General features: G+C 51.5%; 17 protein-coding genes. 8 read left to right on the top strand and 9 right to left on the bottom strand.

Going from position 1 to position 25,010, the window contains the following annotated elements; genetic code table 11:
• Nucleotides 1-127: 127 nt before the first annotated feature.
• The 4 genes from purT to ONV78_RS31005 are packed head-to-tail and all read right to left on the bottom strand — an operon-like array spanning nucleotide 128 to nucleotide 2,686.
• Complete coding sequence (gene purT / locus ONV78_RS31020; RefSeq protein WP_279508467.1) at nucleotides 128-1,330, bottom strand: formate-dependent phosphoribosylglycinamide formyltransferase; 1,203 nt, start codon at nucleotides 1,328-1,330, stop codon at nucleotides 128-130.
• Nucleotides 1,331-1,361: 31 nt separating this feature from the next.
• Nucleotides 1,362-1,565, bottom strand: coding sequence for a DUF1289 domain-containing protein (locus tag ONV78_RS31015; RefSeq protein ID WP_279508465.1), 204 nt, complete (start codon nucleotides 1,563-1,565; stop codon nucleotides 1,362-1,364).
• Between the two features lie 11 nt (nucleotides 1,566-1,576).
• Nucleotides 1,577-2,098 carry a gamma carbonic anhydrase family protein gene (locus tag ONV78_RS31010; protein WP_279508463.1) on the bottom strand — a complete coding sequence of 174 codons (522 nt, stop codon included), beginning with the start codon at nucleotides 2,096-2,098 and terminating at the stop codon, nucleotides 1,577-1,579.
• Between the two features lie 6 nt (nucleotides 2,099-2,104).
• The gene (locus tag ONV78_RS31005) at nucleotides 2,105-2,686 is read right to left on the bottom strand and encodes a CoA pyrophosphatase (protein ID WP_279508461.1); all 582 of its coding nucleotides are present in this window, start codon (nucleotides 2,684-2,686) and stop codon (nucleotides 2,105-2,107) included.
• Nucleotides 2,687-2,843: 157 nt separating this feature from the next.
• Between ONV78_RS31005 and ONV78_RS31000 the strand changes: the two genes are divergently transcribed.
• Nucleotides 2,844-3,389 (top strand): NUDIX hydrolase, encoded by a 546-nt coding sequence (locus tag ONV78_RS31000; RefSeq protein ID WP_279508460.1) that lies wholly within the window; start codon nucleotides 2,844-2,846, stop codon nucleotides 3,387-3,389.
• Nucleotides 3,390-3,425: 36 nt separating this feature from the next.
• On the opposite strand, the gene ONV78_RS30995 is transcribed toward ONV78_RS31000, so the two are convergent.
• Both ONV78_RS30995 and purL read right to left on the bottom strand, forming a co-directional pair.
• Nucleotides 3,426-3,737 (bottom strand): YqfO family protein, encoded by a 312-nt coding sequence (locus ONV78_RS30995; protein WP_216739009.1) that lies wholly within the window; start codon nucleotides 3,735-3,737, stop codon nucleotides 3,426-3,428.
• A gap of 594 nt (nucleotides 3,738-4,331) precedes the next feature.
• Nucleotides 4,332-8,228, bottom strand: a complete 3,897-nt coding sequence (purL, locus tag ONV78_RS30990; RefSeq protein WP_279508458.1) for a phosphoribosylformylglycinamidine synthase — start codon at nucleotides 8,226-8,228, stop codon at nucleotides 4,332-4,334.
• Nucleotides 8,229-8,467: 239 nt separating this feature from the next.
• On the opposite strand from purL, the gene mltF reads away from it, so the two are divergent.
• Nucleotides 8,468-9,997 carry a membrane-bound lytic murein transglycosylase MltF gene (mltF, locus tag ONV78_RS30985; RefSeq protein WP_279508457.1) on the top strand — a complete coding sequence of 510 codons (1,530 nt, stop codon included), beginning with the start codon at nucleotides 8,468-8,470 and terminating at the stop codon, nucleotides 9,995-9,997.
• Between the two features lie 12 nt (nucleotides 9,998-10,009).
• Here mltF and ONV78_RS30980 read toward each other — a convergent pair whose 3' ends face one another.
• Nucleotides 10,010-10,489, bottom strand: coding sequence for a regulatory protein RecX (locus ONV78_RS30980; protein ID WP_279508456.1), 480 nt, complete (start codon nucleotides 10,487-10,489; stop codon nucleotides 10,010-10,012).
• 233 nt (nucleotides 10,490-10,722) lie between these two features.
• On the opposite strand from ONV78_RS30980, the gene ONV78_RS30975 reads away from it, so the two are divergent.
• Nucleotides 10,723-13,575 carry a DUF349 domain-containing protein gene (locus ONV78_RS30975; protein ID WP_279508455.1) on the top strand — a complete coding sequence of 951 codons (2,853 nt, stop codon included), beginning with the start codon at nucleotides 10,723-10,725 and terminating at the stop codon, nucleotides 13,573-13,575.
• Nucleotides 13,576-13,665: 90 nt separating this feature from the next.
• Here ONV78_RS30975 and ONV78_RS30970 read toward each other — a convergent pair whose 3' ends face one another.
• The gene (locus ONV78_RS30970; RefSeq protein WP_011396085.1) at nucleotides 13,666-13,932 is read right to left on the bottom strand and encodes a late competence development ComFB family protein; all 267 of its coding nucleotides are present in this window, start codon (nucleotides 13,930-13,932) and stop codon (nucleotides 13,666-13,668) included.
• 253 nt (nucleotides 13,933-14,185) lie between these two features.
• Between ONV78_RS30970 and ONV78_RS30965 the strand changes: the two genes are divergently transcribed.
• The 4 genes from ONV78_RS30965 (at nucleotide 14,186) to ONV78_RS30950 (ending at nucleotide 21,075) form a co-directional block, all read left to right on the top strand.
• Nucleotides 14,186-15,394 carry an acetyl-CoA C-acetyltransferase gene (locus ONV78_RS30965; RefSeq protein WP_279508453.1) on the top strand — a complete coding sequence of 403 codons (1,209 nt, stop codon included), beginning with the start codon at nucleotides 14,186-14,188 and terminating at the stop codon, nucleotides 15,392-15,394.
• Nucleotides 15,395-15,439: 45 nt separating this feature from the next.
• Nucleotides 15,440-17,593, top strand: a complete 2,154-nt coding sequence (locus tag ONV78_RS30960) for a 3-hydroxyacyl-CoA dehydrogenase NAD-binding domain-containing protein (protein WP_279508452.1) — start codon at nucleotides 15,440-15,442, stop codon at nucleotides 17,591-17,593.
• A 451-nt stretch (nucleotides 17,594-18,044) separates the two neighbouring features.
• Complete coding sequence (locus tag ONV78_RS30955) at nucleotides 18,045-20,177, top strand: carboxy terminal-processing peptidase (RefSeq protein WP_279508451.1); 2,133 nt, start codon at nucleotides 18,045-18,047, stop codon at nucleotides 20,175-20,177.
• Between the two features lie 103 nt (nucleotides 20,178-20,280).
• A complete protein-coding gene (locus tag ONV78_RS30950; protein WP_279508450.1) occupies nucleotides 20,281-21,075 on the top strand; it encodes an XRE family transcriptional regulator in 795 nt (264 codons plus the stop codon).
• A gap of 100 nt (nucleotides 21,076-21,175) precedes the next feature.
• Here the strand turns inward: ONV78_RS30950 and tssI are convergent, their stop codons facing one another.
• Nucleotides 21,176-23,155 carry a type VI secretion system tip protein TssI/VgrG gene (gene tssI / locus ONV78_RS30945; protein WP_279508449.1) on the bottom strand — a complete coding sequence of 660 codons (1,980 nt, stop codon included), beginning with the start codon at nucleotides 23,153-23,155 and terminating at the stop codon, nucleotides 21,176-21,178.
• Between the two features lie 628 nt (nucleotides 23,156-23,783).
• Between tssI and ONV78_RS30940 the strand changes: the two genes are divergently transcribed.
• On the top strand, nucleotides 23,784-25,010 hold a 1,227-nt coding region (locus ONV78_RS30940; protein ID WP_279508448.1), incomplete at its 3' end, for a DUF6531 domain-containing protein.

Genomic DNA, 25,010 nt, shown 5'->3' with positions numbered 1-25,010 from the left:
TTCCCCGTCGAAGTGGGGCGCATTATACGCCCCTCCTTTTTCCCGTCAACTCCATTTTTTAACTTTTTTAAGAAAAGTTTCTGAGGGGCAATTTACAAGTAAAGCACGCTATTTTTATTTTACAAGCTCACTCTTGTTTCATTTCTGGCTCAAGCTCAACGACAATACTGTCAGCCGCCTTCTGCGCAAGCTCCTTTGCCTCGACCATACTTTCAGACTGAGTCAAAACCACGCCCATTCGACGCTTGCCGTAAACTTCCGGTTTGCCAAAAAGTCTCACTTGTACGTCTGGATTACTTAACGCAGCTTCAAGTGAAGAAAAGCAGACTCGGGATGATTCGCCCTCTACTAATAACGCAACGGAAGCAGACGGCCCCATTTGTTTAATTGAAGGAACCGGCAGACCTAATAATGCCCTTGCATGCAAAGCGAACTCCGACAGGTTCTGAGAAACCAAGGTAACCAATCCGGTATCATGGGGCCGTGGCGACACCTCACTGAAATAGACTTCGTCACCTTTTACGAAGAGTTCCACACCAAAAATCCCATATCCGCCCAGAGCCGCAGTCACTTTTTCCGCTATATTCTGTGCAGCGTCCAGTGCCAAAGCACTCATAGGATGAGGCTGCCAGCTTACCCGGTAGTCTCCATCAACCTGCAAATGGCCAATAGGATCACAAAAGGAAGTCCCTCCTGCATGCCGCAGAGTTAAAAGCGTAATTTCATAATCGAAGTCTACGAATCCCTCTACGATTACCTTGCCCTGTCCCGCTCGCCCTCCCTCTTGGGCGTATCGCCAAGCGCGCTCAATATCACTTTCACTACATATAACGCTTTGGCCTTTCCCCGAGGAACTCATAATTGGCTTGACGACACAAGGGGCGCCAATTGAGCTCACAGCATTGCGAAAGGAGTCAAAATCGGCAGCAAATGCATAAGGTGAGGTTTTCAGCCCCAACTCCTCCGCCGCCAATCGACGGATTCCCTCGCGGTTCATAGTCAAGTTGGCCGCACGAGCGGTGGGCACGACATTGAAGCCGCTTCGTTCAAGCTCAAGCAGTTCAGCTGTCGCAATCGCCTCAATTTCAGGGATTATGAAATCAGGAGCTTCGAGCTCAACCAACGCCCGCAGTTGTTTAGGATCGAGCATATCGATGACATGTGCGCGGTGAGCCACCTGCATTGCTGGCGCGTTTGGGTAGCGGTCCACTGCAATGACTTCCACGCCAAATCGCTGCAGTTCAATCGCAACCTCTTTTCCCAGCTCCCCACTTCCCAATAGCATTGCGCGTGTTGCAACATCCGTCAGCGGAGTACCAATTCTTACCATAGCCTTTTGCTCCTATTCATTATTAAGCGACTCAAATGACAGACTTACGCTCTCTGTCAGCCACTTTCTTCAACACATCCGTGCGCTGTTCGTTACTCATTCGAGACCAAGCAGCTATTTCCTCAACGCTGCGATGACAACCAATACATATGTCATCGTCATCCAAAGCGCAGATACTGACGCATGGCGAGCGCACAACTCGCTCACCATTTATTCGATTCGAATTCTCTTTCATAAATGTGCAAATCAGGCCGGCTGCAACGTGCGCGTATACTTGAGTGCATTTTCTACATAGTGTTCAGCGCTGGCGATAAGCTGCCTCTTTTCTTCCTCACTCAACTCACGCTTTACTCTTCCTGGAGAGCCAATAACCAAACTGCCATCTGGGATCTCAACACCTTCGGGAATCAATGCATTGGCGCCAATGATACAAAAGCGTCCAATTTTGGCGCCATTAAGCACAACCGCATTGATGCCAATCAGACTGTAGTCACCCACATCACATCCGTGCAGCATGGCGTGGTGCCCGACAGTCACTCCCTCTCCCAGGACAATAGGACAGCCAGAGTCTGTGTGTAACACTGCACAATCCTGAACGTTCGATTTTGGACCAATGGTTATTTGATCGTTATCCGCTCGGACCACTGCGCCAAACCAAACACTGGATTGAGGGCGCATTATCACTCGCCCTATAACAGCAGCATTTGGAGCTACAAAGCATCCATCCTCAGATATTTCAGTCTGATCATCGCCTAAATTAAACCTCATATGCGTTCAATCCCTATCTTCAGTAAAACTGCCAATTCTTCGGTTAAATGAAACTCTGAAAAAATCCATCAATATGATTGCGGAAACGCCCCAGATTTCATAATCGCCGTAATACCAACAAGGCACCTGTAACCGATACTGTTCAAAATTGATCTTATCCAGTCGATCCGGCTCATTTTCCAAGAAAAAGCTTACCGGCGCTTTGAATACACTATGCAATTCATTTGGGTCTGGGATCAGCTCTGCTTCAGGGTCGACGATCCCAACATAAGGAGTGACGGCTATACCATGGCGGGACACAACTTGGTTAAGACCGCCAACCACTTCTATCTTTTCAGGCGACACCCCGACTTCCTCAAACGTCTCCCGCAACGCAGTGTCTCGCAAGTTCTGATCTGAAGGGTCTCGCATTCCTCCCGGGAATGCGACCTGCCCGCTATGAGTCTTCATATGCTCAGCGCGTCTGGTCAGGATAATTTGAGGACAATCCTCTCTAGTAATCGGCACCAGAACCGCCGCTTCTGGAAAGTCACTGGGAAAACGTCGCGGTTGGTTGGAGGATAAAGTTGCGATGATTTTATCGAGCATGACAAACGACTAAGTGAGGAAAACAAGGAAAGATACCATACAAGTCCGGGGTAATGTATGGTGCAATATGAGGCTCGATATTCAAAAAGAACCCCAAAATTGCGAACGCTTATTTTCGGCTAATAAAAAGACAACCAGTGAGACTGTTCATCTGATCATGAAGTATTGCAGCCAATGCGGCCAACCCGTCGAGCATAAGATTCCCGCAGGAGATAACCGGCCGAGACATGTCTGCGGCAACTGCCAGGCCATCCACTACATAAACCCTAAAATCGTTGCCGGCACGCTTCCCGTTTATGGCGACCGTATTTTGCTTTGCAAGCGCGCCATCGAACCCAGATTAGGTTTTTGGACTTTGCCCGCCGGCTTTATGGAAATGCAGGAAACCACTTCAGAAGCCGCCATGCGAGAAACGTGGGAGGAGGCGCAAGCGCGTGTGGACCTGGACGGCCTGTATACGATGATCAGCGTCCCCCATATCGGTCAGGTGCATATTTTTTACCGCGCCAACGTAATTAATGGAGAGTTCGCCGCCGGGGAGGAGAGCCTCGACGTACAATTGTTTTCAGAAAGCGATATTCCCTGGGATGAAATCGCATTTCCTACGGTAAAAATAACGCTGCAGCAGTATTTCCAAGACCGTAAAAGCAACTCCTTTCCTGTCCATGTGAAAGATATTCACACCGGCATTCCCAAGGATTAACCCTCCTCTTCAGGCACTTTGCATAACAATGCGCCGTCAGATGCTTTCAAGCCGGTATACGTCGTATGCCGGCTCTTCGTAAGGATGCGCCAGCTTCATTGCCGCCACCACCGACGCGATCAATGCATCCTCAACCACCAACTCCACTTTATATTCTTCGACCAGTTCAACCTCACCGACACTTCCCAAGAATGGAGAACTGCCGTCCAAAGGACGAAATTGTCCAACACCCTTTGTCTGCCAGCTGCAGCGATCGTAATCGCCGATCTTTCCGCCCCCCGCAGTAAAGACTGCTTCTTTTACGGTTTCCATATGCGATTCAGGAACAAAAAAGCTTAATTTATACATTTCTCTTCCATTACAGTTTAAATTTTATCCACAGGCAGACACTAAATTACTACCCTGACTGAGAAATTAGAGTTCTCCACAGATTCTGTGGATAACTTTGGGGATAAATACTTAACTTCCCCCCAAATCGCCCATAGGGCCTATGCCCGGGACAAATTGGCGACGAATTAAACAGGATAGAAATACCAATATTTATCAATAAGTTATATTTGTCAACGCTGACACCACAACATCTTTGAAATATTTTTAGATGCTACTTGACATAGATATTTCTGGTGTGAATAAACAGAAATAATGCAGACGAAAAGGCCTCATTTTTAGGCCGCGATAGGGATTTTCCGGCAGGCTCCGCAATTCATGCGAGCGTTTTTTGAGCACATCAAGTTTTGCAACTAGCGATGACGTACACTTTGTTACCTTTTCTGACAAAAAATAATAGCGCAGAAAAGCATAGCCTAATTTAGACGCTTGAAAAGGAAAACGGAGATTTTTTATCTAACGTGGCGAAGAGCCCTGAAAATGAACAGATTCAGCGGAGAATAAGGGCGGAGACCAATGTCTCTCACCCTTAAATATCATCATTGCGTCCTGGAATTAGCCCAGCCATACCCTCGCGTTACGGAACATCCTCATCCATGCGCCGTCTTCACTCCAAGTGGAAGGACGCCAGGAGTTAGCAACAGCGCGGAACACCCTTTCTGGATGCGGCATCATGACGGTGATACGCCCGTCATCGTTACACACAGAGGCGATGCCCAGCGGAGAGCCGTTAGGGTTAAATGGATGCGACATGGTGGGACGGCCATAGTTATCCACAAACCGCAGCGCCACATTTTTCTGAGCCATTAAAGCCGATGCCCCTTCAGGACCCACTTCCGCCAGACCTTCTCCATGCGCCACTGCGATAGGCATCATGGAGCCCGCCATTCCCTGGAACAATATGGACGGCGAGTCCAACACTTCCACCATCGCAACACGAGCTTCGTACTGTTCAGAGCGGTTACGCACAAAGCGCGGCCAGGAATCAGCGCCAGGAATCAGTTCTTTCAGGTTTGAAATCATCTGACAGCCGTTACAGACGCCAAGCGCGAAGGTGTCTTTGCGATGGAAGAACGCCTCAAACTGGTCTCTTGCACGAGCATTAAACAGAATGGATTTAGCCCATCCCTCACCCGCGCCTAACACGTCGCCAAACGAGAAGCCCCCGCACGCCGCCAAGGCTTTGAACTGACTCAGAGAGACCGCGCCCGACAGGATATCGCTCATATGCACGTCAACCGCGCTGAAGCCGGCTCTATCGAACGCCGCCGCCATTTCAGCCTGACTATTCACGCCCTGCTCTCGCAGCACCACAATTTTTGGCTTGGCGCCGCGATTAACGAAGGGAGCTGCAATATCTTCGTTGACGTCGTAAGTAAGCTTGGCGCTCAAGCCCGGATCGCTGTCATCATCAATAGTGGCAAATTCCTCGGCCGCACACTCGCTGTTATCCCGCATGGCCTGCATACGATAGCTGGTCTCAGCCCAGATCTTTTGCAACGCGGCCCTGCTATAACCGAGAACGGTTTGTCCTTCATGCTGGAATTTGACTGATTGGTCGGCATGAGGCTCGCCCAGTACGACAACATGATCCGCCAATCCCGCGTCAGCAAAACAGGCCTTCACATCCTCAACATGCTCTTCCGATACCTGCACCACAGCGCCGAGCTCTTCATTAAACAACTCGCGGGCGATATGAGTACGGTCTTTTACCAAACCATCAAAGCAAATAGTCATGCCGCAGCGGCTGGCGAACGCCATTTCACACAAAGTAGTAAACACGCCGCCGTCGGAACGGTCATGATAAGCCTTGAGTTTGCCCTCTCCGTTCAGCTTCTGGATGCATGCGAAAAAGGCCGCTAACTCTTCAGGGTTATCCAAATCCGGAGCCACTGCGCCGACGGAACGATAAACCTGCGCCAACGCAGAACCGCCCAGTCGATTCTTACCTGCGCCCAGGTCTATAAGTAGCAGTTTGGATGGCGCGGACAAATCCATTTCCGGCGTCAATGTCTTGCGTACATCCTCAACCGGCGCGAAACCACTCACAATCAGGGACAGAGGCGCAGTCATGGACTTCTGCTTCTCGCCCTCCTCCCATACCGTCTTCATAGACATGGAGTCTTTGCCCACAGGAATGGTGATGCCTAACTTGGGGCACAGCTCCATACCTACCGCTTTGACCGTTTCGAACAAAGCCTCGTCTTCACCTGGATGTCCGGCTGCAGCCATCCAGTTCGCAGACAGTTTAATGTCTGACAGCTTTTCTATTTTTGCAGCGGCGAGGTTGGTAATCGTCTCACCTACCGCCATACGACCGGATGAAGGAGGGTCAATCAGCGCAATCGGCGTTCTTTCCCCCATCGCCATCGCTTCGCCGCGATAGGTGTCAAAACTTGCCGTAGTTACCGCCACATCGGAAACTGGCGTCTGCCATGGGCCAACCATCTGGTCTCTGGAAACCATTCCCGTCACAGAGCGGTCGCCGATGGTGATCAGGAAGCTCTTGGACGCGACACTGGGCAACCGGAGAATTCTCTCCGCCGCCTCTTTGAGGTCCAAGGCAGTGGAATCAAAAATGGGCTTAGTGAAGCTCTTCCGCTCTATAGTGCGGTGCATTTTTGGCGGTTTGCCAAACAGAACCGACATCGGAAGATCTACCGGGCTGTTAGCAAAGTATTCGTCAGAGACTTGAATCTTCAATTCTTCCGTCGCAGAGCCTACGACCGCGTAAGGACAACGCTCACGTCGACAGAGCTGATCAAACAGCTCCATATCCTGCTCCGCAACCGCCATGACATAACGCTCTTGAGATTCGTTACACCAGATTTCCAGCGGCGACATGCCAGGTTCATCGTTAGGCACATCCCGTAGTTCGAACAATCCGCCGCGACCGCCATCTTTTACCAGCTCAGGCAATGCGTTGGACAAACCGCCCGCGCCAACGTCATGGATAAACAGAATCGGGTTGTCATCCCCCAACTGCCAGCAGCGATCAATCACTTCCTGGCAACGTCTCTCCATTTCCGGGTTATCCCGTTGTACAGAGGCGAAGTCGAGATCCTCCTGGCCAGCACCGCTGTCCATAGAAGACGCGGCTCCACCACCCAGACCGATCAACATCGCAGGACCGCCCAATACGATCAACTTGGCGTCGACAGGAATATCTTTCTTTTCCACATGGGAACCGCGAATGTTGCCCATGCCGCCAGCGATCATGATCGGCTTGTGGTAACCCCGCCATTCAATACCGTTTACGCCAGGCACCTGTTCTTCATAGGTACGGAAGTATCCACACAACGCCGGCCGGCCAAATTCATTGTTAAACGCCGCGCCGCCAATTGGGCCATCCAGCATAATTTGCAAAGCGGATACGATGCGTTCCGGTTTGCCGTAATCGCCTTCCCATGGCTGCTTGTAACCAGGAATATTAAGGTTAGAAACAGTGAAGCCGGTCAGACCCGCTTTGGGTTTAGCGCCAATGCCAGTCGCGCCCTCATCGCGAATTTCTCCGCCGGACCCCGTTGAAGCGCCTGCGAAGGGAGAAATAGCCGTTGGGTGGTTGTGCGTCTCCACCTTCATAAGGATATGAATATCTTCAACGTTATATCCATAAACCTTGGTTCGGTGATCAGGGAAGAAACGCCCACCCTGACCACCTTTAATTACCGCAGCGTTATCGCGATACGCGGAGAGCACGTCTTCGCCACCTTGCTCATAGGTGTTGCGGATCATGCCAAACAGCGAGTGCGACTGAGCTTCGCCATCAATTTCCCAGGTCGCATTAAAGATCTTGTGACGACAGTGTTCTGAGTTCGCCTGAGCGAACATCATCAACTCAACATCCGTGGGGTTGCGTCCCAACTCAGTGAAAGCGCTGGTGAGATAGTCAATTTCGTCTTCCGCCAGAGCCAGCCCCATTGAGCGGTTAGCCTCCGCCAACGCGTCACGACCATCAGCCAGGATATCGACCGTTGTCATCGGCTTGGGCTCAGCATGAGCAAATAGAAGCTCCGCCCCCGCTATCTCATGGAACACGGATTGCGTCATGCGATCGTGCAGTATCGCCGCGATCGCCGCGCGGCGTTCGCTGCTCAGTTGTTCTGAGCTGCCAATATGGTAAGCCACGCCTCTTTCGATACGACGTATCGCCGTCAGTCCGCAATTATGTGCGATGTCCGTCGCCTTGCTCGACCATGGAGAAATAGTGCCGGGACGGGGAACAACCAGAAACAGAGTGCCGCTTGGCATTTCGCTCTGACCTTGTGGCCCGTATTGAAGCAAGCGATCCAGAACGGTGCGTTGATCTGCGGAAAGGTCTCCTTCCAAATCAACGAAGTGCATGTATTCGGCATACACTGACTGGACTTCAGGAGCCTGTTCCTGGATATTCTTGAGTAGTTTTTCGCGCCGAAATGGGGAGAGGGCTGGTGCGCCACGGAGTTCAAACATATCTCTGACTGATGGCCTCTAGGCTGGAAAAAAGAGGCGCTAATGATAATAGATATCAAGCCATTGAGCCACTTTTAAGAGGCCTCGCCATAAGCGCGGCGCAGCTTGCGGGCTAACCCGGGCCAGTAACGCTTTGTACATAAATCGACAAGATTTTTCACAGTTTAACTACAGTTAACTTGCAACTTGATTTGTTACTGTTAAGTATTGAGCCCCTTTGTTTATAACCGGAACTGATATTGCTTGCTTCAGCCTGCACTCATTCATGGCGAACAGGACGTTTCCTGAACAAACTGATTAGGAGCGGTATTCAGACGCTGACCGCAGCAGCGCTTATCGCCAACCTGAGCGCATGCAGCCGCCCTACGACGCTGGAGAAGATTGAGCAGGAGGGCGTCCTTCACGTTATCACTCGCAACGCCCCCACCACTTATTATGAAGACCGGGACGGCCCCGCCGGTTTTGAATATGAGCTGGCGAAAAAGTTTTCGGAATATCTCGGCGTCGAGTTGCGACTACGGGTCGCCAGCGATCTTGACGAAGCCTACACAGTCCTCGAACAAAACTACACCAATCTGGCCGCTGTCGGCCTGAGTCGCCTGGCGGCTTCCGCGCAAAGTCCCGGCCTCCGCTTCAGCTCTGAGTATCTGGAAATTCAGCCTCTGGTGTTGTTTCGAAACGGCAGCCCCAAGCCAAAGCAGGTAGACGATCTGATTGGGGGCAAAATGATTATCCCTGCGCAGACGGCGCAAGCAGAGTTCCTGCGGCAGGTTAAAGATTCTCGTCTTCCCGATATGGACTGGCTGGAAGCGGCGGATATGGAAACATCCGAAATCATGCGCCTGATTGAAGAAGGGGAATACGAATACGCCATCGTCAACTCCCGGGAATACGAAATTCATAAGGCCATGTTCCCCCGCGCACGGGAAGCCTTTCCTTTAATGGAGCCGTTACAGATCAGCTGGATATTCCCACCCGGCGAAGACATGTCCCTCATTCAGAAAGCGGACGAATTCATTAAACAAATCAAAGAAGACGGCACGCTGATCTATCTGCAGGAACGCTATTTCGGGCACGTGAATCAGCTGAATTACGTGGGCGCGCGCACCTATATCAGCCATATCAAAGACAGACTGCCTAAGTTTGAGCCGACTTTTAAACAGGCGTCTGAAAAGTTCGAAGTCGATTGGCGACTGCTGGCTTCCATTGGTTACCAGGAATCCCACTGGCGCCCCTACGCCACCTCTCCTACCGGCGTAAGAGGGCTGATGATGCTGACGCTGCCCACCGCCAAGGAGATGAACGTTAAGAACCGGCTTAATCCTGAGCAAAGCATCTTCGGCGGTGCTGGCTACTTCAGCCGCATCAAGCAGCGTATCTCTGAGCGTATTGCGGAGCCAGACCGCACCTGGATGGCGCTGGCCGCCTACAATATCGGCCTTGGACACCTGGAAGACGCCCGCGCGCTGGCCAAAATGCAAGGCATGGATCAGGACAAATGGATTGACGTCAAACAGGCGCTGCCATTGTTACAGCAGAAGAAATGGTATGTGAAGACTCGCTACGGCTACGCTCGTGGCTGGGAGCCGGTACATTATGTGCAGAATATTCGTCGCTATTACGACGTCCTGGTATGGATGACTCAGCCCAGTGCGGAAGATGGCAGCGTCGCTCAAAATGAAGACGGCCCAAACTCAGGAGTCGACGGGATGACAGAGGAAACACCAGCTATTCCCGCCCCATTCCGAGTCACGCCGCCAATGCTTTAAGGCCTTTCCCCCTCAGAACTCGTCCGCATCAGCCTTTACCGCCTCATTGATTTCGTCAAAGTTGAACCCTCTTTGAATCAGGTAACGCTTCTGTTTTTGCAGCTCGACGGGGGTTTCCGGTCGCTCTCGAAATCGCTTATTCAGGGTCGCCTCAGCCCGTTCAAACCAGTCTACGCCGGATTCCGCAAACGCCTTTCTGACCAGGTCCTGCTCCACACCTTGTTGCTTCAACTCCGCTGTGATTCTTATTGGACCATAGCCTTGCCCTGCTCTATGCCGAACCAGGATCTCCGCATAGCGTAAATCGCTCAGCCAATTATTCTCCAGCAGATGGGCGATCACCGCTTCCACGGCATCGGTATCGGCGCCTCCAGCCTCAAGTTTGCGGCGAAGTTCGCGCTCGGCATATTCCCGACGGGCGAGCAATCTTAACGATTTTGCCAAAAGCGCCTGTTTTATTTTTTCAAAATCAGGGTTGGCGGAAGCGTCCATAATTAAACCTTACACTTATCGATCAATATACAAACAGTCTGGCGTTTTATTAAAGGCGGCGGATTTACGCCCAACCCTTTCGAGACGCCAACAACGAGAGTAGACTATGCTGTCGCGCAAATGAGCATAGCGCGAACGGTGACCAGATCGCACGTCCGTAGCGACGCAGTATGCCGCCAGTAGTCTTTCCGCAAGAACTCAAGGCCCGATAATTGAACTTTCAGGAACCTTTCATGCCGACCCTGCTAAACAAGCTATTCAAGCCCAAGTGGCAAAGTAACAACCCGCAAACCAGGTTGGACGCGATCAACGAACTTGATTGGAATATACCAGAGCAGCGCAGCATCCTCGAACAGGTTATCGCAAAAGACTCAGAAGCCGAAGTGCGCCAGGCGGCGCTGAAAAAAGTGATAAAAATCGAAGACCTGCTTAAATTCACCAACGACAAAGATAAAGTCGTTCGGGATGCTTCCAAAGCGCGCCTGCAGTCTCTTATACAAGGCGCATCCAGCAATTTCGACAGCTTTGTCGCCCAAAATCTTAAACAAGCCTCCGATGAATTGCTGTTCACGATTCTTGGCGCCCTGAACGAGGAAACCCAGCTCCCAGCATTTTTAAAGGCGCTAGGGGACAACAATTCCCCGATGCTGGAGAAAATCGCCACGGAACATCATCTTAGTAAGGTCCGCATGAAAGCGGCGGACCATATCCAGGAGCCTAGCGCCCTTGAACGTCTCGCCAAAGTGGCGAAAACCAAAGATAAAGGTCTGTTTCAGTTAGTCAAAGGCAAACTGAAACAAGAAAAAGACCAGGAAAAGCAAGAAGCCGCCGCACGTCAGGAAATCGAAGCTTTTTGTCTAACACTTGAAAATCACGCCAAAACAGACGTCACACGTTACTACCCAGAAAAACTACATGCCCTGGAGCGCACGCTCCAGACACTGGCGCCCGCGCGCTTTGTCGATTTACAACAACGCATCCAAACCGCACTGGACACTTGCCGCACCAGAGCCACAGCGATGGAGGACGAAGCCAAGGCCACCGCGCATGAAGAGGCGCAAACGCAGGAGTTGCAAACAGAACGTGACGCCACCTGCTCCGAGCTGGAAAACACTATCGAAAAGTTACAGGCTGCGCCCTTGAGTACGCCCAGCGAGTTATCCGCCTTGGATGCGCTGATAAAGACACAGGAAAATCGTTGGCTGGAAGCGACTCGCGACCACAAAGTCAGCAAACACGAGCAAAAGCGTTACCAAGCCGCAATGGGCGAAGTTCGCCATTACTACTCCTGCCTGCACAAGCTCAGCAACCTGCGAGGGGATCTTGATACGTCGATCAAACAGGCGGAAGAATTTAAGGAGAAAGGCGACAGCGAGTCCAAAGATAGCCGCCATACTCTGAAAAAGATTCGGCAAATGGTGGATGAGGTGGAATGGCCATCCGGCTACCAAAGACCGTCGCTACTATCCAAAGCAGCGGAGCTTATGGGCGAGATCCATACCATCCAGGCCCAGCATATCCAGGATCAGAAGCGCTTAAAGCAAGAAGTGCAGAAATATATTCAGCAGTTAAGCGATGCGATTGATGAAGGCGCTGTAAAACGCGCCCTGAAACTAAATAAGGACATCGCTCGCACACTGGAACGTCTTCCCGCCAAGATTGCGCACGACCTGACCGCCCGCTTCCGATTGGAGCAGAAGCGTCTGGAGGATCTGAAGGACTGGCAAGGTTTCGCTACCCGACCGAAACAGGAAGAATTGTGCGAACGTATGGAGCATCTGGCTGACCAACACCTGGAGCCGCACCTTAAAGCTCAGCGTATTCGCGAATTACAAAAAGAGTGGCGCACACTCGGAGGCTCATCCGATCAGTCGCTATGGAACCGCTTCCGCGACGCGTCCGAAAAAGCCTACGAGCCATGCAGAGAGTTTTTCAGCGAGGAAGAAAAGCTCAAAGAGGTTAACCTCAATAAGCGTCAGGAAATTGTCCATCAATTACGCGGCTTCATCGACTCCGTGGATTGGGACGCGCCAGACTGGAAAATGGTGGATAAGATCAATCGCAAGGCGCGGGAAGAATGGCGTCAGTACTATCCGGTTGACCCGCAACACGGCAAGCAGGCGCAAAAGCATTTCAATGAGTTGCTGAAGTCCCTGGATGAACGACTCAGCGGCGAAAAAGCGCGCAATCAGGCAATTAAGGCCGACATTGTTAAACGCGCGGAAGCTTTGATCGCGGAAGAAGATATCCGCACCGCCACCCATCAAGCCAAAGCGTTACAGAAAGAATGGCAATCAGCGGGCATTACCGATCATCGTGAAGATCGGCGCCTGTGGAGCGAGTTCCGCAAAGCTTGCGACCAGATATTCGGCCGCCTGAACGAAACTCGTCAAAAGCATCATGAAGAACAGCAACATAACGTACAAAGAGCGGAAGAGCTGGTGACCGCCGCTATCGCACTGGCGGAGCATCCTGACGAAAGCACGGAAAGCGCTCTGGCGTCGCTGTCTGAAGCCTTCAGCGACCTGGGTCACTTGGGCGATCATGGCAAAGAGTTACACGGCCGTTTCAAAAACGCCGTTAGAACCTGTCGCAAAGCATTGGAACAACGCACCAAGACATCCTATATCCACTACTGGGGAGGCATCCTTGATAACGGCGCGCACATCCGGACGCTGACAGACGCCCAAAGCGTTGAGTGGCCGACCGAGCTGGATGAACTGCAGGCGCCGCATAAAGCCCAGTTTGAAAATGCGCTATCTCAATTCGCACAGGCGGGAAGCCTGAAAGAGATTTCTCAGGACGAAGCTCGCGACCTCGTTCTTACTGCGGAAATCCTGGCGGAAATGGAGAGTCCTGCGGAAGAGAAAACCCGGCGCATGCAGCTGCAAGTAGAGCGACTCACCGCCGGCATGCAGCAATCCGCACCGTTGGAAAGCCCTATCAGTAAGTTTGAGCAGATAGTCCTGCAGTGGGCGACCGCCAGGACGGATGACAATGGCGCAGCACAAGACCTGGATAAGCGCCTGCGTACAGCTCTGGAAGGTATTGTCGTCAAGTTACAACCACACCCTCATCGCGACTGATTCGTATTGATCAAGCCAAAGCCTCGCCGCCGCTAATCATTGCGGCGGAGGGCTGCGGCAAACGCCGCTATAGCTCGACCTCGACAATACCTAGTCTCGATGCCCCTCTTTTACATATGTGACAGCTTTCGCGACGGCGCCTACGACTTCCTCCTGCATCTTCAAGAACTCATCCGAAGAAAGGTAGAACGCCATATCCACACCGTGGCGAAAATAACGGGCGGGCAAGTGGTTTAACGCAACACACACAGCGTCAGTCAGAAAATCCTCATCAGGCTCCTGCCCTTCCATCTGCTTGGCCAGCTCCTCCAACACTAATTTTTCATAATAGTTATAAACATTGTCGAGAATAGACATAGCGCCTCCTGATAACCCCTTTCATCTCACACCTGCAGTTGGATTCCGGGCGAACAGCCACGACTCATATTTGACCTTCGCTCCGACTTAATAATAGACCAGACCGTTCGCCTCGCCATTGCGGGCTCGCACGCCTAAGCAAACTGGATGTTTTCGCCAATGGGGTTGTTTGTTCCTGTCATTTCTCCGCAAAGGCCCCTCGCATAAGGTAAATAACGTCATCAGCGTTCAATAAAACAAGAAGGTACGATTCATGGACACAGACGCTTTCATCTATGACAGTGTTCGCACGCCGCGTGGTCGGGGTAAAAAAGACGGCTCCCTTTACGAAGTAAAACCCGTCGACCTGCTCGCAGGGATATTGAGCTCATTGCAGCAACGCAACCAACTCGACACTCAACAAGTGGACGATATTGTGATGGGATGCGTGACTCCCGTCGGAGATCAAGGAGCGGACATCGCCAAAACCGCCGCCCTTGTCGCCGGCTGGAGCAATGAGGCGGCAGGCGTCACATTGAGCCGCTTTTGTGCGTCAGGCCTGGAGGCGGTGAACCTTGCTGCAATGAAGATCCGTTCCGGATGGGAGGATCTGGTGGTTGCGGGCGGCGTTGAATCCATGTCACGGGTTCCTATGGGCAGCGACGGCGGCGCCTGGGCGCTGGACCCGGCCACTAATCTACGCACCCACTTTATTCCACAGGGCGTCAGCGCCGACTTGATCGCGACGATAGAAGGATTTTCCCGAGCGCAGGTGGATGAGTTTGCAGTGAACTCTCAACGCAAAGCATCAGAGGCGAGACGTCAGGGTCTATTCAAAAAGTCCATTGTTCCGGTGACAGATCGGAACGACCTTATCCTGCTGGAAGAAGACGAACTGATTCGCCCAGAAACCTCACTGGAGGGCTTGTCGCAATTGAAGCCGTCCTTCCAGATGATGGGAGAGATGGGTTTCGACTTCGTACCGAAGGAGAAATATCCCTTCGTTGAACGTATCAACCATGTGCATACCCCCGGCAACTCCTCCGGCATTGTCGACGGCGCAGCAGCGCTATTGATCGGTTCAAAGCAAAAAGGCGATCAACTGGGTTTGAAGCCCCGCGCTCGCATCGTAGCGACGGCTGTCACCGGCTCAGATCCCACGATAATGCTGACGGGACCGGCTCCCGCCACCCGCAAAGCACTGCAAAAAGCAGGATTGTCCGTATCCGATATAGATCTATTTGAAGTGAACGAGGCCTTCGCCGCGGTTGTCCTTAAGTTTCAGAGAGAAATGGACGTCCCTGACGACAAGGTCAATGTGAACGGTGGAGCCATCGCTATGGGACACCCTCTCGGCGCGACAGGCGCCATGATCCTTGGTTCATTGCTGGACGAATTGGAGCGCCGTCAGCTGCGATATGGTTTGGCCACGCTTTGCGTAGGCGGAGGCATGGGCATCGCCACCATCATCGAACGACTCTGAACAGCGTCAGACACTACTACCGGACAATGACAAGCGAGAGATGACATGACTGCCATACGCTACGAAAAAGACCAAGAAAACATCGTCCTTCTGACCATGGACATGCCCGGCCAGAGCGCCAACACCATGAATACGGAGTTCCGCGAAGCTTTCCGCGACACTCTGCAACGCCTGCAGCAAGACAGGGAACATATTGCTGGCGTCATTATTACTTCAGCCAAGAAGACCTTCTTCGCCGGCGGCGATCTGAGAGAGCTGATTCAGGTAAATAAAGAACATGCCCAGGACTTTCTGGACATGCTGACAACAAGCATTACCCAACCTCTGCGCCAACTTGAGCTGTTGGGGCGACCTGTCGTCGCGGCGATCAATGGAGCCGCTCTGGGCGGGGGCTGGGAACTGGCGCTGGCCTGCCATGCACGTATCGCATTGGCGGACGAACGAATTGAACTGGGCTTGCCGGAGGTAACGCTAGGGTTATTGCCCGGCGGAGGCGGCGTCGTCCGTCTCCCTAGATATCTGGGCCTGGAAAAAGCGCTCCCTCTTCTACTGGAAGGAAAAAAGCTATCCCCACAAAAAGCCTTATCGATGGGCCTGCTGCATGAGCTGGCCGAAAGTCCTGAGGAGCTTATTAACGCCGCGCGCGCCTGGATAAAAGCAAACCCATCTCCCCAACAACCCTGGGATGCAAAGGGCTACAAAATTCCCGGAGGCTCGCCCAGCAACCCCAAAGTGGCGCAGATGCTGGCGATTGCTCCCGCCATATTGAAAGCAAAAACCAAGGGTTGCTACCCCGCCCCGGAGGCCATCATGTCCGCCGCTGTAGAAGGCGCGCAGGTAGACTTCGACACCGCCCAGAAAATAGAGTCCCGCTATTTTACCTATCTCACCACCAGCCAGGTGGCGAAAAATATGATTGGAACCTTCTGGTTTCAGCTAAATGATTTAAAGGCGGGACAAAGTCGTCCGAAAGACATTCCAACACACAAAATGAGCAAAGTCGGCGTACTGGGCGCTGGCATGATGGGCTCAGGCATCGCCTACGCCTGCGCGCAAAGAGGGCTGCAAGTCGTGCTCAAAGATGTAGAGCAAGCTTCTGCGGAAAAAGGCAAAGCCTACTCCGATAAAATTCTTGGCAAAAAGGTCAGCCAGGGACGCATGACAGAAGCCCAAAAACAAGACGTGCTCGACCGCATCACGCCCACCACTGACGTCAGCTTAATGGAGGGTTGCGACCTCATTATTGAAGCGGTATTTGAAAACAGTGAATTGAAGGCCAAGGTGACCCAGGAAAGCGAGCCGATGCTACGCCAAGAGGGTATTTTCGCCTCCAACACCTCTACTATTCCCATCACACAGCTCGCTCAGGCTTCCAGAGACTCAGAGAAGTTTATCGGGCTGCACTTCTTCTCCCCTGTGGATAAGATGCAGTTAGTGGAAATTATTGTAGGCGAGTCCACTTCACAAGAAACCCTGGCCAAGGCCTTCGACTTTGTCATGCAGATCGGCAAGGTTCCTATCGTTGTAAACGACAGTCGGGGCTTCTTCACATCACGCGTCTTTGGCACTTTCGTCAATGAAGGCGTCGCCATGCTGGCGGAAGGCGTACATCCCGCCGCCATCGAAAACGCCGCACAGCTTGCAGGAATGCCGGTCGGGCCGCTTGCTCTGTCAGACGAAGTCAGTTTGACCCTGATGACTCATATCAGAGATCAATCCCGCAAGGATGTTGAGGCGAATGGCGGCAAATGGTCCCCGCATCCCGCAGAGCAGGTAATTGACGCGATGGTGAGCGAGCTTGAACGTAAAGGTAAAGCCGCCGGGGCAGGCTTCTACGAGTATCCCCAACAGGGCGCCAAACACCTTTGGCCAAAGCTCGTGGAAAAATATACCGACATGACGATAACTCAAAACACCGACCTGCAAGAGCTAAAGGACCGCTTGCTGTTCATTCAGTCGCTGGAAACCATGCGTTGCCTGGAGGAAAACGTTTTACGCTCGGTTAAGGACGCCAACATTGGCAGCATCTTCGGCTTGGGCTTCGCCCCTTGGACAGGGGGCGCTATCCAGTACGCCAACCAATACGGCTTGCGCCAGTTTGTCGAGCGCGCCAACTATCTCCGCGATCGCCATGGAGACCGGTTCGCGCCTCCCGCATTACTGGTATCACTAGCGGAGAAAGGCGCAATTTTCGAGTAGCGCCCATTTAACTCAGCTCAATAAACGCAAGATATTGTCGTCCCTTCCAGCGAAACCCAATGTTCACTGGAAGGGACGGACGTCGTTTAGAAAAATAAAAAACACCACATTCTTACTTTTCTACCAATTCGCCCTCTGCATCATCGCACCTAGCGCCTATCCTGAGCGCCTCTTCACACCTTGGGCAATTAGCGGCCATTATGAATAGATTGTCATTTGCTTTTTTGCAACCCAGCATTAACTCTAGAAACTAGGTGAGTGTAAAACTTCATCGGCATTTCCAGCAGATGCAGACTGAATTCGCTTTTGATTGTCCGCCATTGCAAAGGCTTACAATTGGTGATGAATAGATACTAGTTGGAACTTCGTATCTGGCCTACAATCAAAGTGTTAATACTGTATAAAAGCTGTGGAGTATTTATACCCTTGCACAATTATCCCGGATTTAGTCGTGAATAAGTTTAAACATATGTTTTTGTTACAACGCCGCAGTCTCTACGCTGTCCTGTTTACCTCCCTGTGCTCACTGGCGCTGGCCGGCAACGCCGCCGTCGCTTCTGGAGCCAAGACGGAAAACCCGGACTATCTCAACCTGTCCCCTACCGCGGACCAGGAAAAAGCCAGCAGGGATATCGCCAGACAACTGCAGTACGCTCACTACCGCAGCCTGAAAATAGATGGCGAAGTATCCTCAGAGGTGTTGGATAACTACATAAAATATCTCGACCCACAGCGCATCTACTTCACCCAAAGCGATATCGACGAGTTTGAAAACTATCGATATCGACTTGATGGCGCTATTAAATCCGGTCAGCTTGATCCCGCTTTCCGCATCTACAATCGCTTCCAGTCACGCATTGTCGGCCGCCTGGGCTACATTACCGGCCTGCTCGACACCGGCGTCGATAAACTGGATTTCAAAAAAGACGAAGAAATCCTCATCGACAGAGAGGAAGCGCCTTGGGCGAAGACCGAAGGCGAGCTTGATAACCTCTGGCGCAAACGTCTGAAGAGCGCCATATTGAGTCAACGCTTGCTTGGCAAAACCGACGAAGACATCAGCAACGGCCTGCGTAAGCGTTACGAAAGTCAGCTAAGTCGTATCAGGCAGTCCCGCTCAGAGGACGTATTTCAGGCATATATGAATGCGCTGACCAATATTTACGATCCTCATACCCAGTATTTTTCGCCTCGCAACTCCGAAAACTTCAATATCAATATGTCCCTGTCGCTGGAAGGCATAGGCGCTGTATTGCAATCGGATAACGAGCACACCAAGGTCGTCAGATTAGTGCCGGCTGGTCCCGCCGATAAGAACGGCAAGCTCAAACCTGCTGACCGTATCGTCGGCGTTGGTCAGGGCGACAAAGGCGAAATCGTCGATGTCGTGGGATGGCGTCTGGAGGAAGTGGTGGACCTGATCCGCGGCCCTAAAAAGTCTGTGGTAAGGCTGGAAGTTATCCCCGCCACCGCCAGTAACGACTCAGAAACCCGTATCATCAACATCGTACGGGATAAAGTGGACCTGGAAGATCAATCCGCTCAAAAGCACGTTCTTAACATCAATCGTGGCGGACGCGAATACAAGTTAGGCGTTATCGACATCCCCACCTTCTACGCCGATTTCCGCGCAATGCAGGCAGGCGATCCGAACTATCGCAGCACCACGCGTGACGTGAACAAGCTCCTCAATGAGCTGAAAGCCGAGGGCATTGACGGCCTGATCATTGACCTGCGCGATAATGGCGGCGGGGCTTTGCAGGAAGCGATTCAGTTGACTGGCCTCTTTATTCAGGAAGGCCCAACGGTGCAAGTGCGCACAGCAGACAACCGCGTGCGTGTTTACGACGACCCGGATGAGCAAATCGCCTACACCGGCCCTCTCGCAGTCATGGTTAACCGCATGAGCGCTTCCGCTTCCGAGATTTTCGCAGCGGCCATTCAGGATTACGGACGCGGCGTTATCATTGGCGAACAAACCTTCGGTAAAGGAACCGTCCAATCTGTACGCGGCCTCAGCCATGGCCAACTGAAAATTACTGAAGCCAAGTTCTACCGTATTTCAGGGGGCAGCACTCAGCACAAAGGAGTCACTCCGGATGTCGTTATTCCATCCGCAATCGACAAGAGTGAGATCGGTGAAGATGCATTACCGCAAGCCCTGCCCTGGGACCATATCGATGCTGTCGCACACCGTAGATATGGCAACTTCAGTCCACTGATTTCAGACTTAGCGAAAAACCATGATACCCGCATGGAGAAAAACGCCGAGTACCAGGCTTTACTGCAGGAAATCGACTTCTTAAAAGAAACCAAAGCGCAAAAAACCATCTCCTTGCGCGAAGATGTCCGCAAACAGGAACTGAAAAAACTGCAGGATCGTGAGTTGGCGTACGTCAACCTGAAGCGCGCGGCCAAGAAAGAGAGTCAGTTTAAGAATTACAAAGAGTACGAGACCTATCAGGAAGAACAATCGGCGCAAGCGCCCTCGAAGAAAGATCTCGATTTTGTAGCGCGTGAGACCGGCGAAATTCTGGTGGACGTGCTAACCATGCAACAGCAAATCGCGGACTCTAAAAGCTAATCCCATACTGACGTTAGCAGAAGCCTGATTCTGCTAACGTCATTGACTTCATTCACTTTTTAATTGACAGTGCAACAAGATATTCATCGTTGCAGGTCATCTTATGTCTGGAGACATTCCCAAGAAGTCCGGCGCTTCACCAGCCAGGACAGACGCCAAGGACAGCGCCTCAATGCCTGCAACGCACAAGCCTTCAACAAAAGCCAAAACAGCCACCGCCAAAGGTGATGAAAGCGGCTGGTTTAACCGCATCAGTGAATTAACCTCCTCCGCTCTGAAAATCGCCAAGTTAACCACCGATAGCTCCATTCGCGTCGGCAAAACCATCCTGAAAAATCAAGACCAGTTGAAGCTTATGGCCGCCGCAGGGCAGTCTCTGAAAGACTTACGTGAAGTTGCAGGCCTCACTATCCATGAACTCAGTGATTCATTAAGCCTAAAAGACAAAAGCCTGTGGGAAGCGGTCGAAAATGGTACGGCGACGATTTCATTCGAGCTCATTCTTCGCCTGGCGGCTCTACTGGCCCGCAATGATCCCGTCCCTTTTATCCTCAAATATACACGCACCTATAACCCAGAGTTGTGGCGCATCCTCAATGACTGGGGGCTGGGTCGACTTCCGCTGCAGTATGAGCGTGAGCGCAAATTTATAAACATCTATCGCCGCCATGACGCAGCGCGTCAGCTATCCGATGAAGGTTTTGACAAAGTGCTGGAGTTTACTCAAAAGGCATTTGAAATGGGCCTGCACTTTGTCGCCGAAAACGAGCAGCTCAGCAAACCGAATAAAGACGCCAGACAAACGGAGAAACCAACGTCGGAAGAGACACATCCTCCTCACAACGAAAAGACAACTACAACCAAGCCCTCAGGTGAGTCTAAAACAGAAAAAGAGTAAGGTGAGATAAGCCGAGTTTACCGGGGTAGTAGTGGGCAAAAAAATCGCGCCCCTGTATGGAGCGCGATAATGAACAGAACAAATACTGTAGATTTCCGGATCAGTTTTCCTTGATCTGGCTACCTTTCATGGTAATCACGCCCGAGGCTTTGGTATTTATCTTATTGCCGTTGATAGTGATATCGCCATTCTTTTTCATGGTGATGCTGGCTTTACCCACCTGCAAGGTAATCTCGTCCTTAGCCGTGATCTGAACACTCTTGGCGTCAACCGAGTACTCTTTGGTAATGGACTCAGTGTGTTTGCCTTTAATCGACTCAGTACGGTCCTTGCCAATCTCAACCGTTACATTTTTGCCGACATTCAGCGATGAGTTTTCACCAATGACTTCATCTTTGTTTTTACCGATATCAATGCTCTGATTTTCACCAACAGTCAGGCTGTCGTTTTTACCGATATTGATAGTACGGTTTTCGCCAACTTCCTCAGTCTGATTCTTAACGACACTGATGGACTGGTTATTTCCGACGCTTTCTGTATCGTCGTTTTCAACCGTAATGTCTCTGTCTTTTTGAGCGTGGACACGAATCAGCTCTTCGCCTTTTTCGTCGATGAGCATAATTTCGTTATAGTCTTCTGTTCCACCGCCTTTGGAAGAACGTGACTTAACGCCGGTATGGGTCTTTTTCGCTGGCAATTCGTAGGGAGGCATTTGCTCCGCATTGTATACGCTCCCGATAATCAGAGGACGATCCGGGTCCCCTTCAAGGAAAGAGATCACCACTTCTTGGCCGATTCTCGGAATATACTGCGCGCCCCAGTTTTTACCGCTCCATATCTGCGCAACACGAATCCAGCAGGAACTCTTGTCGTCTTTCTTGCCCAAGCGATCCCAATAAAACTGAACTTTAATCCGGCCAAACTCATCCGTATAAATCTCATCCGCTGACGGACCGACAACCAACGCCGTTTGTGTACCGCTTATTACAGGCTTTGGCGTCTTCAGAGTTGGACGCATAATCGTTGTGCTGGGGGCGCATTGAAATGAGTTGGAATAATGCGGCGCGGATTCAACGCCAGCTCGATAGCTCCCCTCTTCCGCGTTATGCGTCACACTGGCGACAACATACTTTTCTTTACTTTCCTTCGAGTCAGGATGGACCCCTACCGTAAAGATATAACCTGAACACATCGAAGGATAATTGCTTTCCGCATTAACCAGTGAATAGCCGCTCTCCAATGTTTCCATGCGGGTCTTCGCGTAACCATCGCCCTCCCCTTTCTGCGCATACTCGCCAGGGTAATCATAAACTTCAAACTTACTGATATTAGGCAGCTTGACCTTAGTACCCTGAAAAACCGCCAAACTGGTGGCGGGAGTTTCGAAGTTATAATCCGTTAAAGAAACTTTTCCGCTGACAAGCTGGTACGCATGCTCCCAGCTGCTGATTTTGAATTTGGTGTGGGCGCCGTCGGTGACATCCAAAGAGGACTCGGATACCGATTCATATCCTTTAGCGTTATCGCTAAGCACCAGCGTATGCTTGCCTTCTTCGTGCTGGAAGTAGTAATAGATCCCCTCTTCCTCCAACAAGCGTGAGACGAAGTCGAAATCAGTCTCACGATATTGCACGCAATAAACCCGGTTTTCATAAGTTTTTTGCAAGCGCCAGCTAACATCTGAAAAACCTAATTCACTAAAGACTTTATCAATAATTTTTTGAACGGTCAGTTCCTGAAAGATCCGGCAATCTCGACGATAATTGAGCAGGGAAAACCACGGAACCATCTTGAGCCTGTACTCTCTGTAATGGTTCTCTTCAATCTGGTGCGCGGACATCTGGGTTACGATGCCCGAAAAGTGCCTGGGTTTACTGGGGTCCGCATGCACGCTGATGGTAACTTCTTTACCAACGATAGCGTTTGGATCAATGTTGTAATCTGTACTCCAGACCGTCGCAGTCGTTTCAAACGGCTCTGACAGGCATTCCGTTACCTTGAGTTTTTTCATTACAAGCACATCCGCCCCTAACGGAGACTTAATCGTCAGGAGCTGTTTATCTTGCTTCGGTCCCGCCATGGTCTAACCCTTCCATCAGCATGATTAATTTTTTGTCGCCTCATTTTGATTGATTAGAGGCCAAGTTCAAATTCGGTTTTCTGCAATTCTATATGACCGTCGCCCATCTTGCATAAATCAAGGGCCGATCACTTATCAACCATTACAGACAGAGCGTCAAAACAAACTGAAAGCCGTCAGTAATACCTGATTTTTTACGGATTTTTGGACGCTGACTTTTGTGAAAAGGCATACCCAGAAGATATAAAATGGAGAAGCATCAAAAAAGTTCATCCCTCTGCGCCCAGACTATTGATCAAGCCAAAGAGCCCTGACTCCGCACTGATTTCCAGAGTAACAAATGCAACGACATATCAAGCGCATAACGCATGAATGCCGGGCGCCCAGCATTAAAACGGCATAGATTCTATCTCATCGGAGATGACGCCTACACCAGCCATAGGGATGAAATTATTTCCAGCTCCACGCCACCCAATAGGACTAGACCCATTCCCTCATCCCAATCAAGTCTAAGCTGATTTAAAATTAGCCAGATATTGTTTCAATTTGTAACTCACCTATAGCCAAACTCGTCGTAAGAATGCCACTTCTCTCGACTGCCTAGTAGTTATACAAGGGATGTTCCTGTATGTATTCCAACCGCTGGTTCGAAATTAAGCACTGGTCTGACATCACCGTCGCTGACTTGCCTTATATAGAGTCCCCATTCTTTGCCTCTTCATTCATTGAGCGCAGCTTGAAAAATGACCTCAAAGTCAGTGACGTTGTCAGCCATCTCAGCGGTTACTACTTCCGCTCCTCTATGAGGATGTTTCCAGGAAGAGGCTCAAAAGCATTTCCAAAGTGGCGCAATGATCTTGTGCGAGGGATGGAGAATGGTGAGTTTCTTCTCGTATTTAAAGATAAGAAGAAACCGTTTTGCCCTTTAATAGAAAGCAATGAGGATAGCCTTACGGCTACGAGCGCCTCACCTAGCCTTGCCGATAGATTAATCGCTCGCGCTAACCCCACGCCGCCGCCCCCGCCGGCGATTACCGGCGAAGTGATGGATGTGACCGCGCTTAATGGCAATCCGGGTTGGGAAAGCAAACCCAGAGAGTCCACCAGTCATCAGGCTCCGCCCAAGACCTATTCTGCGCCTCCCGCCCAGACGGCTCCTGCAGCCTCGGAAAGCGCCGTGGATGAGCAGGCGCAAGCACAGGCGCTTAAGAACACCGCCAAAGATGAATTGCCTTTCTGCGAGGAGTGCGAAAAGTCCGGCGGAGCTGGCTCCGCGTCACCATCGAGCGACAGCAGCGTTAGCGAAAAATCCGGCAGCAACGATAATGGCGCGACCACGCCGGATAACAAAAAGGTCTGCACCAGCGGCGAACCCATCAGCATGGTCACCGGCGAGGAATTGCTGGATCTGACCGATTTCACCGTCGCCGGCCCTCTGCCTATCATCTGGAAACGCACCTACAAATCCTCCAATCCCCATCAGCGCGGTTTGGGCGTGGGCTGGACTCATATGCTGTGTCAGCAGCTGGAGGAACAGGAAGGGCGTCTGGTCTTCACCACGGACGAAGGCCGCTACATTGATTTTCCTTTGGCGGATCCCGGCCAGACCGTCCTCAATTCGGCTGAGCATCTGGAGCTGCGTCGGATCGACGACACTCACTACGTACTGAAACAACGCGGCGAACCCACCCGTTTGTTCGTGGGCACCGGCGGCGTTTACCGTCTGGAAGGATTGCTGGATGGCGTCGGCAATGGCGTGCGCATTCAATACTGGCGGAACCTGGACGGCTACGAGCGACCAGTCACCCTTATTCAGACCAGCTGGGGCAAGCGCCTGTACGTGTTGCATAACGCT

The organism is Hahella sp. CR1 (assembly GCF_029813005.1).
Taxonomy (GTDB): domain Bacteria; phylum Pseudomonadota; class Gammaproteobacteria; order Pseudomonadales; family Oleiphilaceae; genus Hahella.
The sequence above is the reverse complement of the archived record's forward strand: the minus strand, read 5'-3'. Positions and strand labels throughout refer to the sequence as shown.

Excerpts from the sequence above, each read along its gene's own strand:
- ONV78_RS31000 (WP_279508460.1), top strand. The coding sequence starts at position 2,844 with ATGAAGTATTGCAGCCAATGCGGCCAACCCGTCGAGCATAAGATTCCC.
- ONV78_RS30995 (WP_216739009.1), bottom strand. The coding sequence starts at position 3,737 with ATGTATAAATTAAGCTTTTTTGTTCCTGAATCGCATATGGAAACCGTA.
- purT (WP_279508467.1), bottom strand. The coding sequence starts at position 1,330 with ATGGTAAGAATTGGTACTCCGCTGACGGATGTTGCAACACGCGCAATG.
- ONV78_RS30970 (WP_011396085.1), bottom strand. The coding sequence starts at position 13,932 with ATGTCTATTCTCGACAATGTTTATAACTATTATGAAAAATTAGTGTTG.
- ONV78_RS31010 (WP_279508463.1), bottom strand. The coding sequence starts at position 2,098 with ATGAGGTTTAATTTAGGCGATGATCAGACTGAAATATCTGAGGATGGA.
- ONV78_RS30975 (WP_279508455.1), top strand. The coding sequence starts at position 10,723 with ATGCCGACCCTGCTAAACAAGCTATTCAAGCCCAAGTGGCAAAGTAAC.
- ONV78_RS30980 (WP_279508456.1), bottom strand. The coding sequence starts at position 10,489 with ATGGACGCTTCCGCCAACCCTGATTTTGAAAAAATAAAACAGGCGCTT.
- ONV78_RS31005 (WP_279508461.1), bottom strand. The coding sequence starts at position 2,686 with ATGCTCGATAAAATCATCGCAACTTTATCCTCCAACCAACCGCGACGT.
- ONV78_RS30965 (WP_279508453.1), top strand. The coding sequence starts at position 14,186 with ATGGACACAGACGCTTTCATCTATGACAGTGTTCGCACGCCGCGTGGT.
- purL (WP_279508458.1), bottom strand. The coding sequence starts at position 8,228 with ATGTTTGAACTCCGTGGCGCACCAGCCCTCTCCCCATTTCGGCGCGAA.
- ONV78_RS31015 (WP_279508465.1), bottom strand. The coding sequence starts at position 1,565 with ATGAAAGAGAATTCGAATCGAATAAATGGTGAGCGAGTTGTGCGCTCG.
- ONV78_RS30960 (WP_279508452.1), top strand. The coding sequence starts at position 15,440 with ATGACTGCCATACGCTACGAAAAAGACCAAGAAAACATCGTCCTTCTG.
- tssI (WP_279508449.1), bottom strand. The coding sequence starts at position 23,155 with ATGGCGGGACCGAAGCAAGATAAACAGCTCCTGACGATTAAGTCTCCG.
- ONV78_RS30950 (WP_279508450.1), top strand. The coding sequence starts at position 20,281 with ATGTCTGGAGACATTCCCAAGAAGTCCGGCGCTTCACCAGCCAGGACA.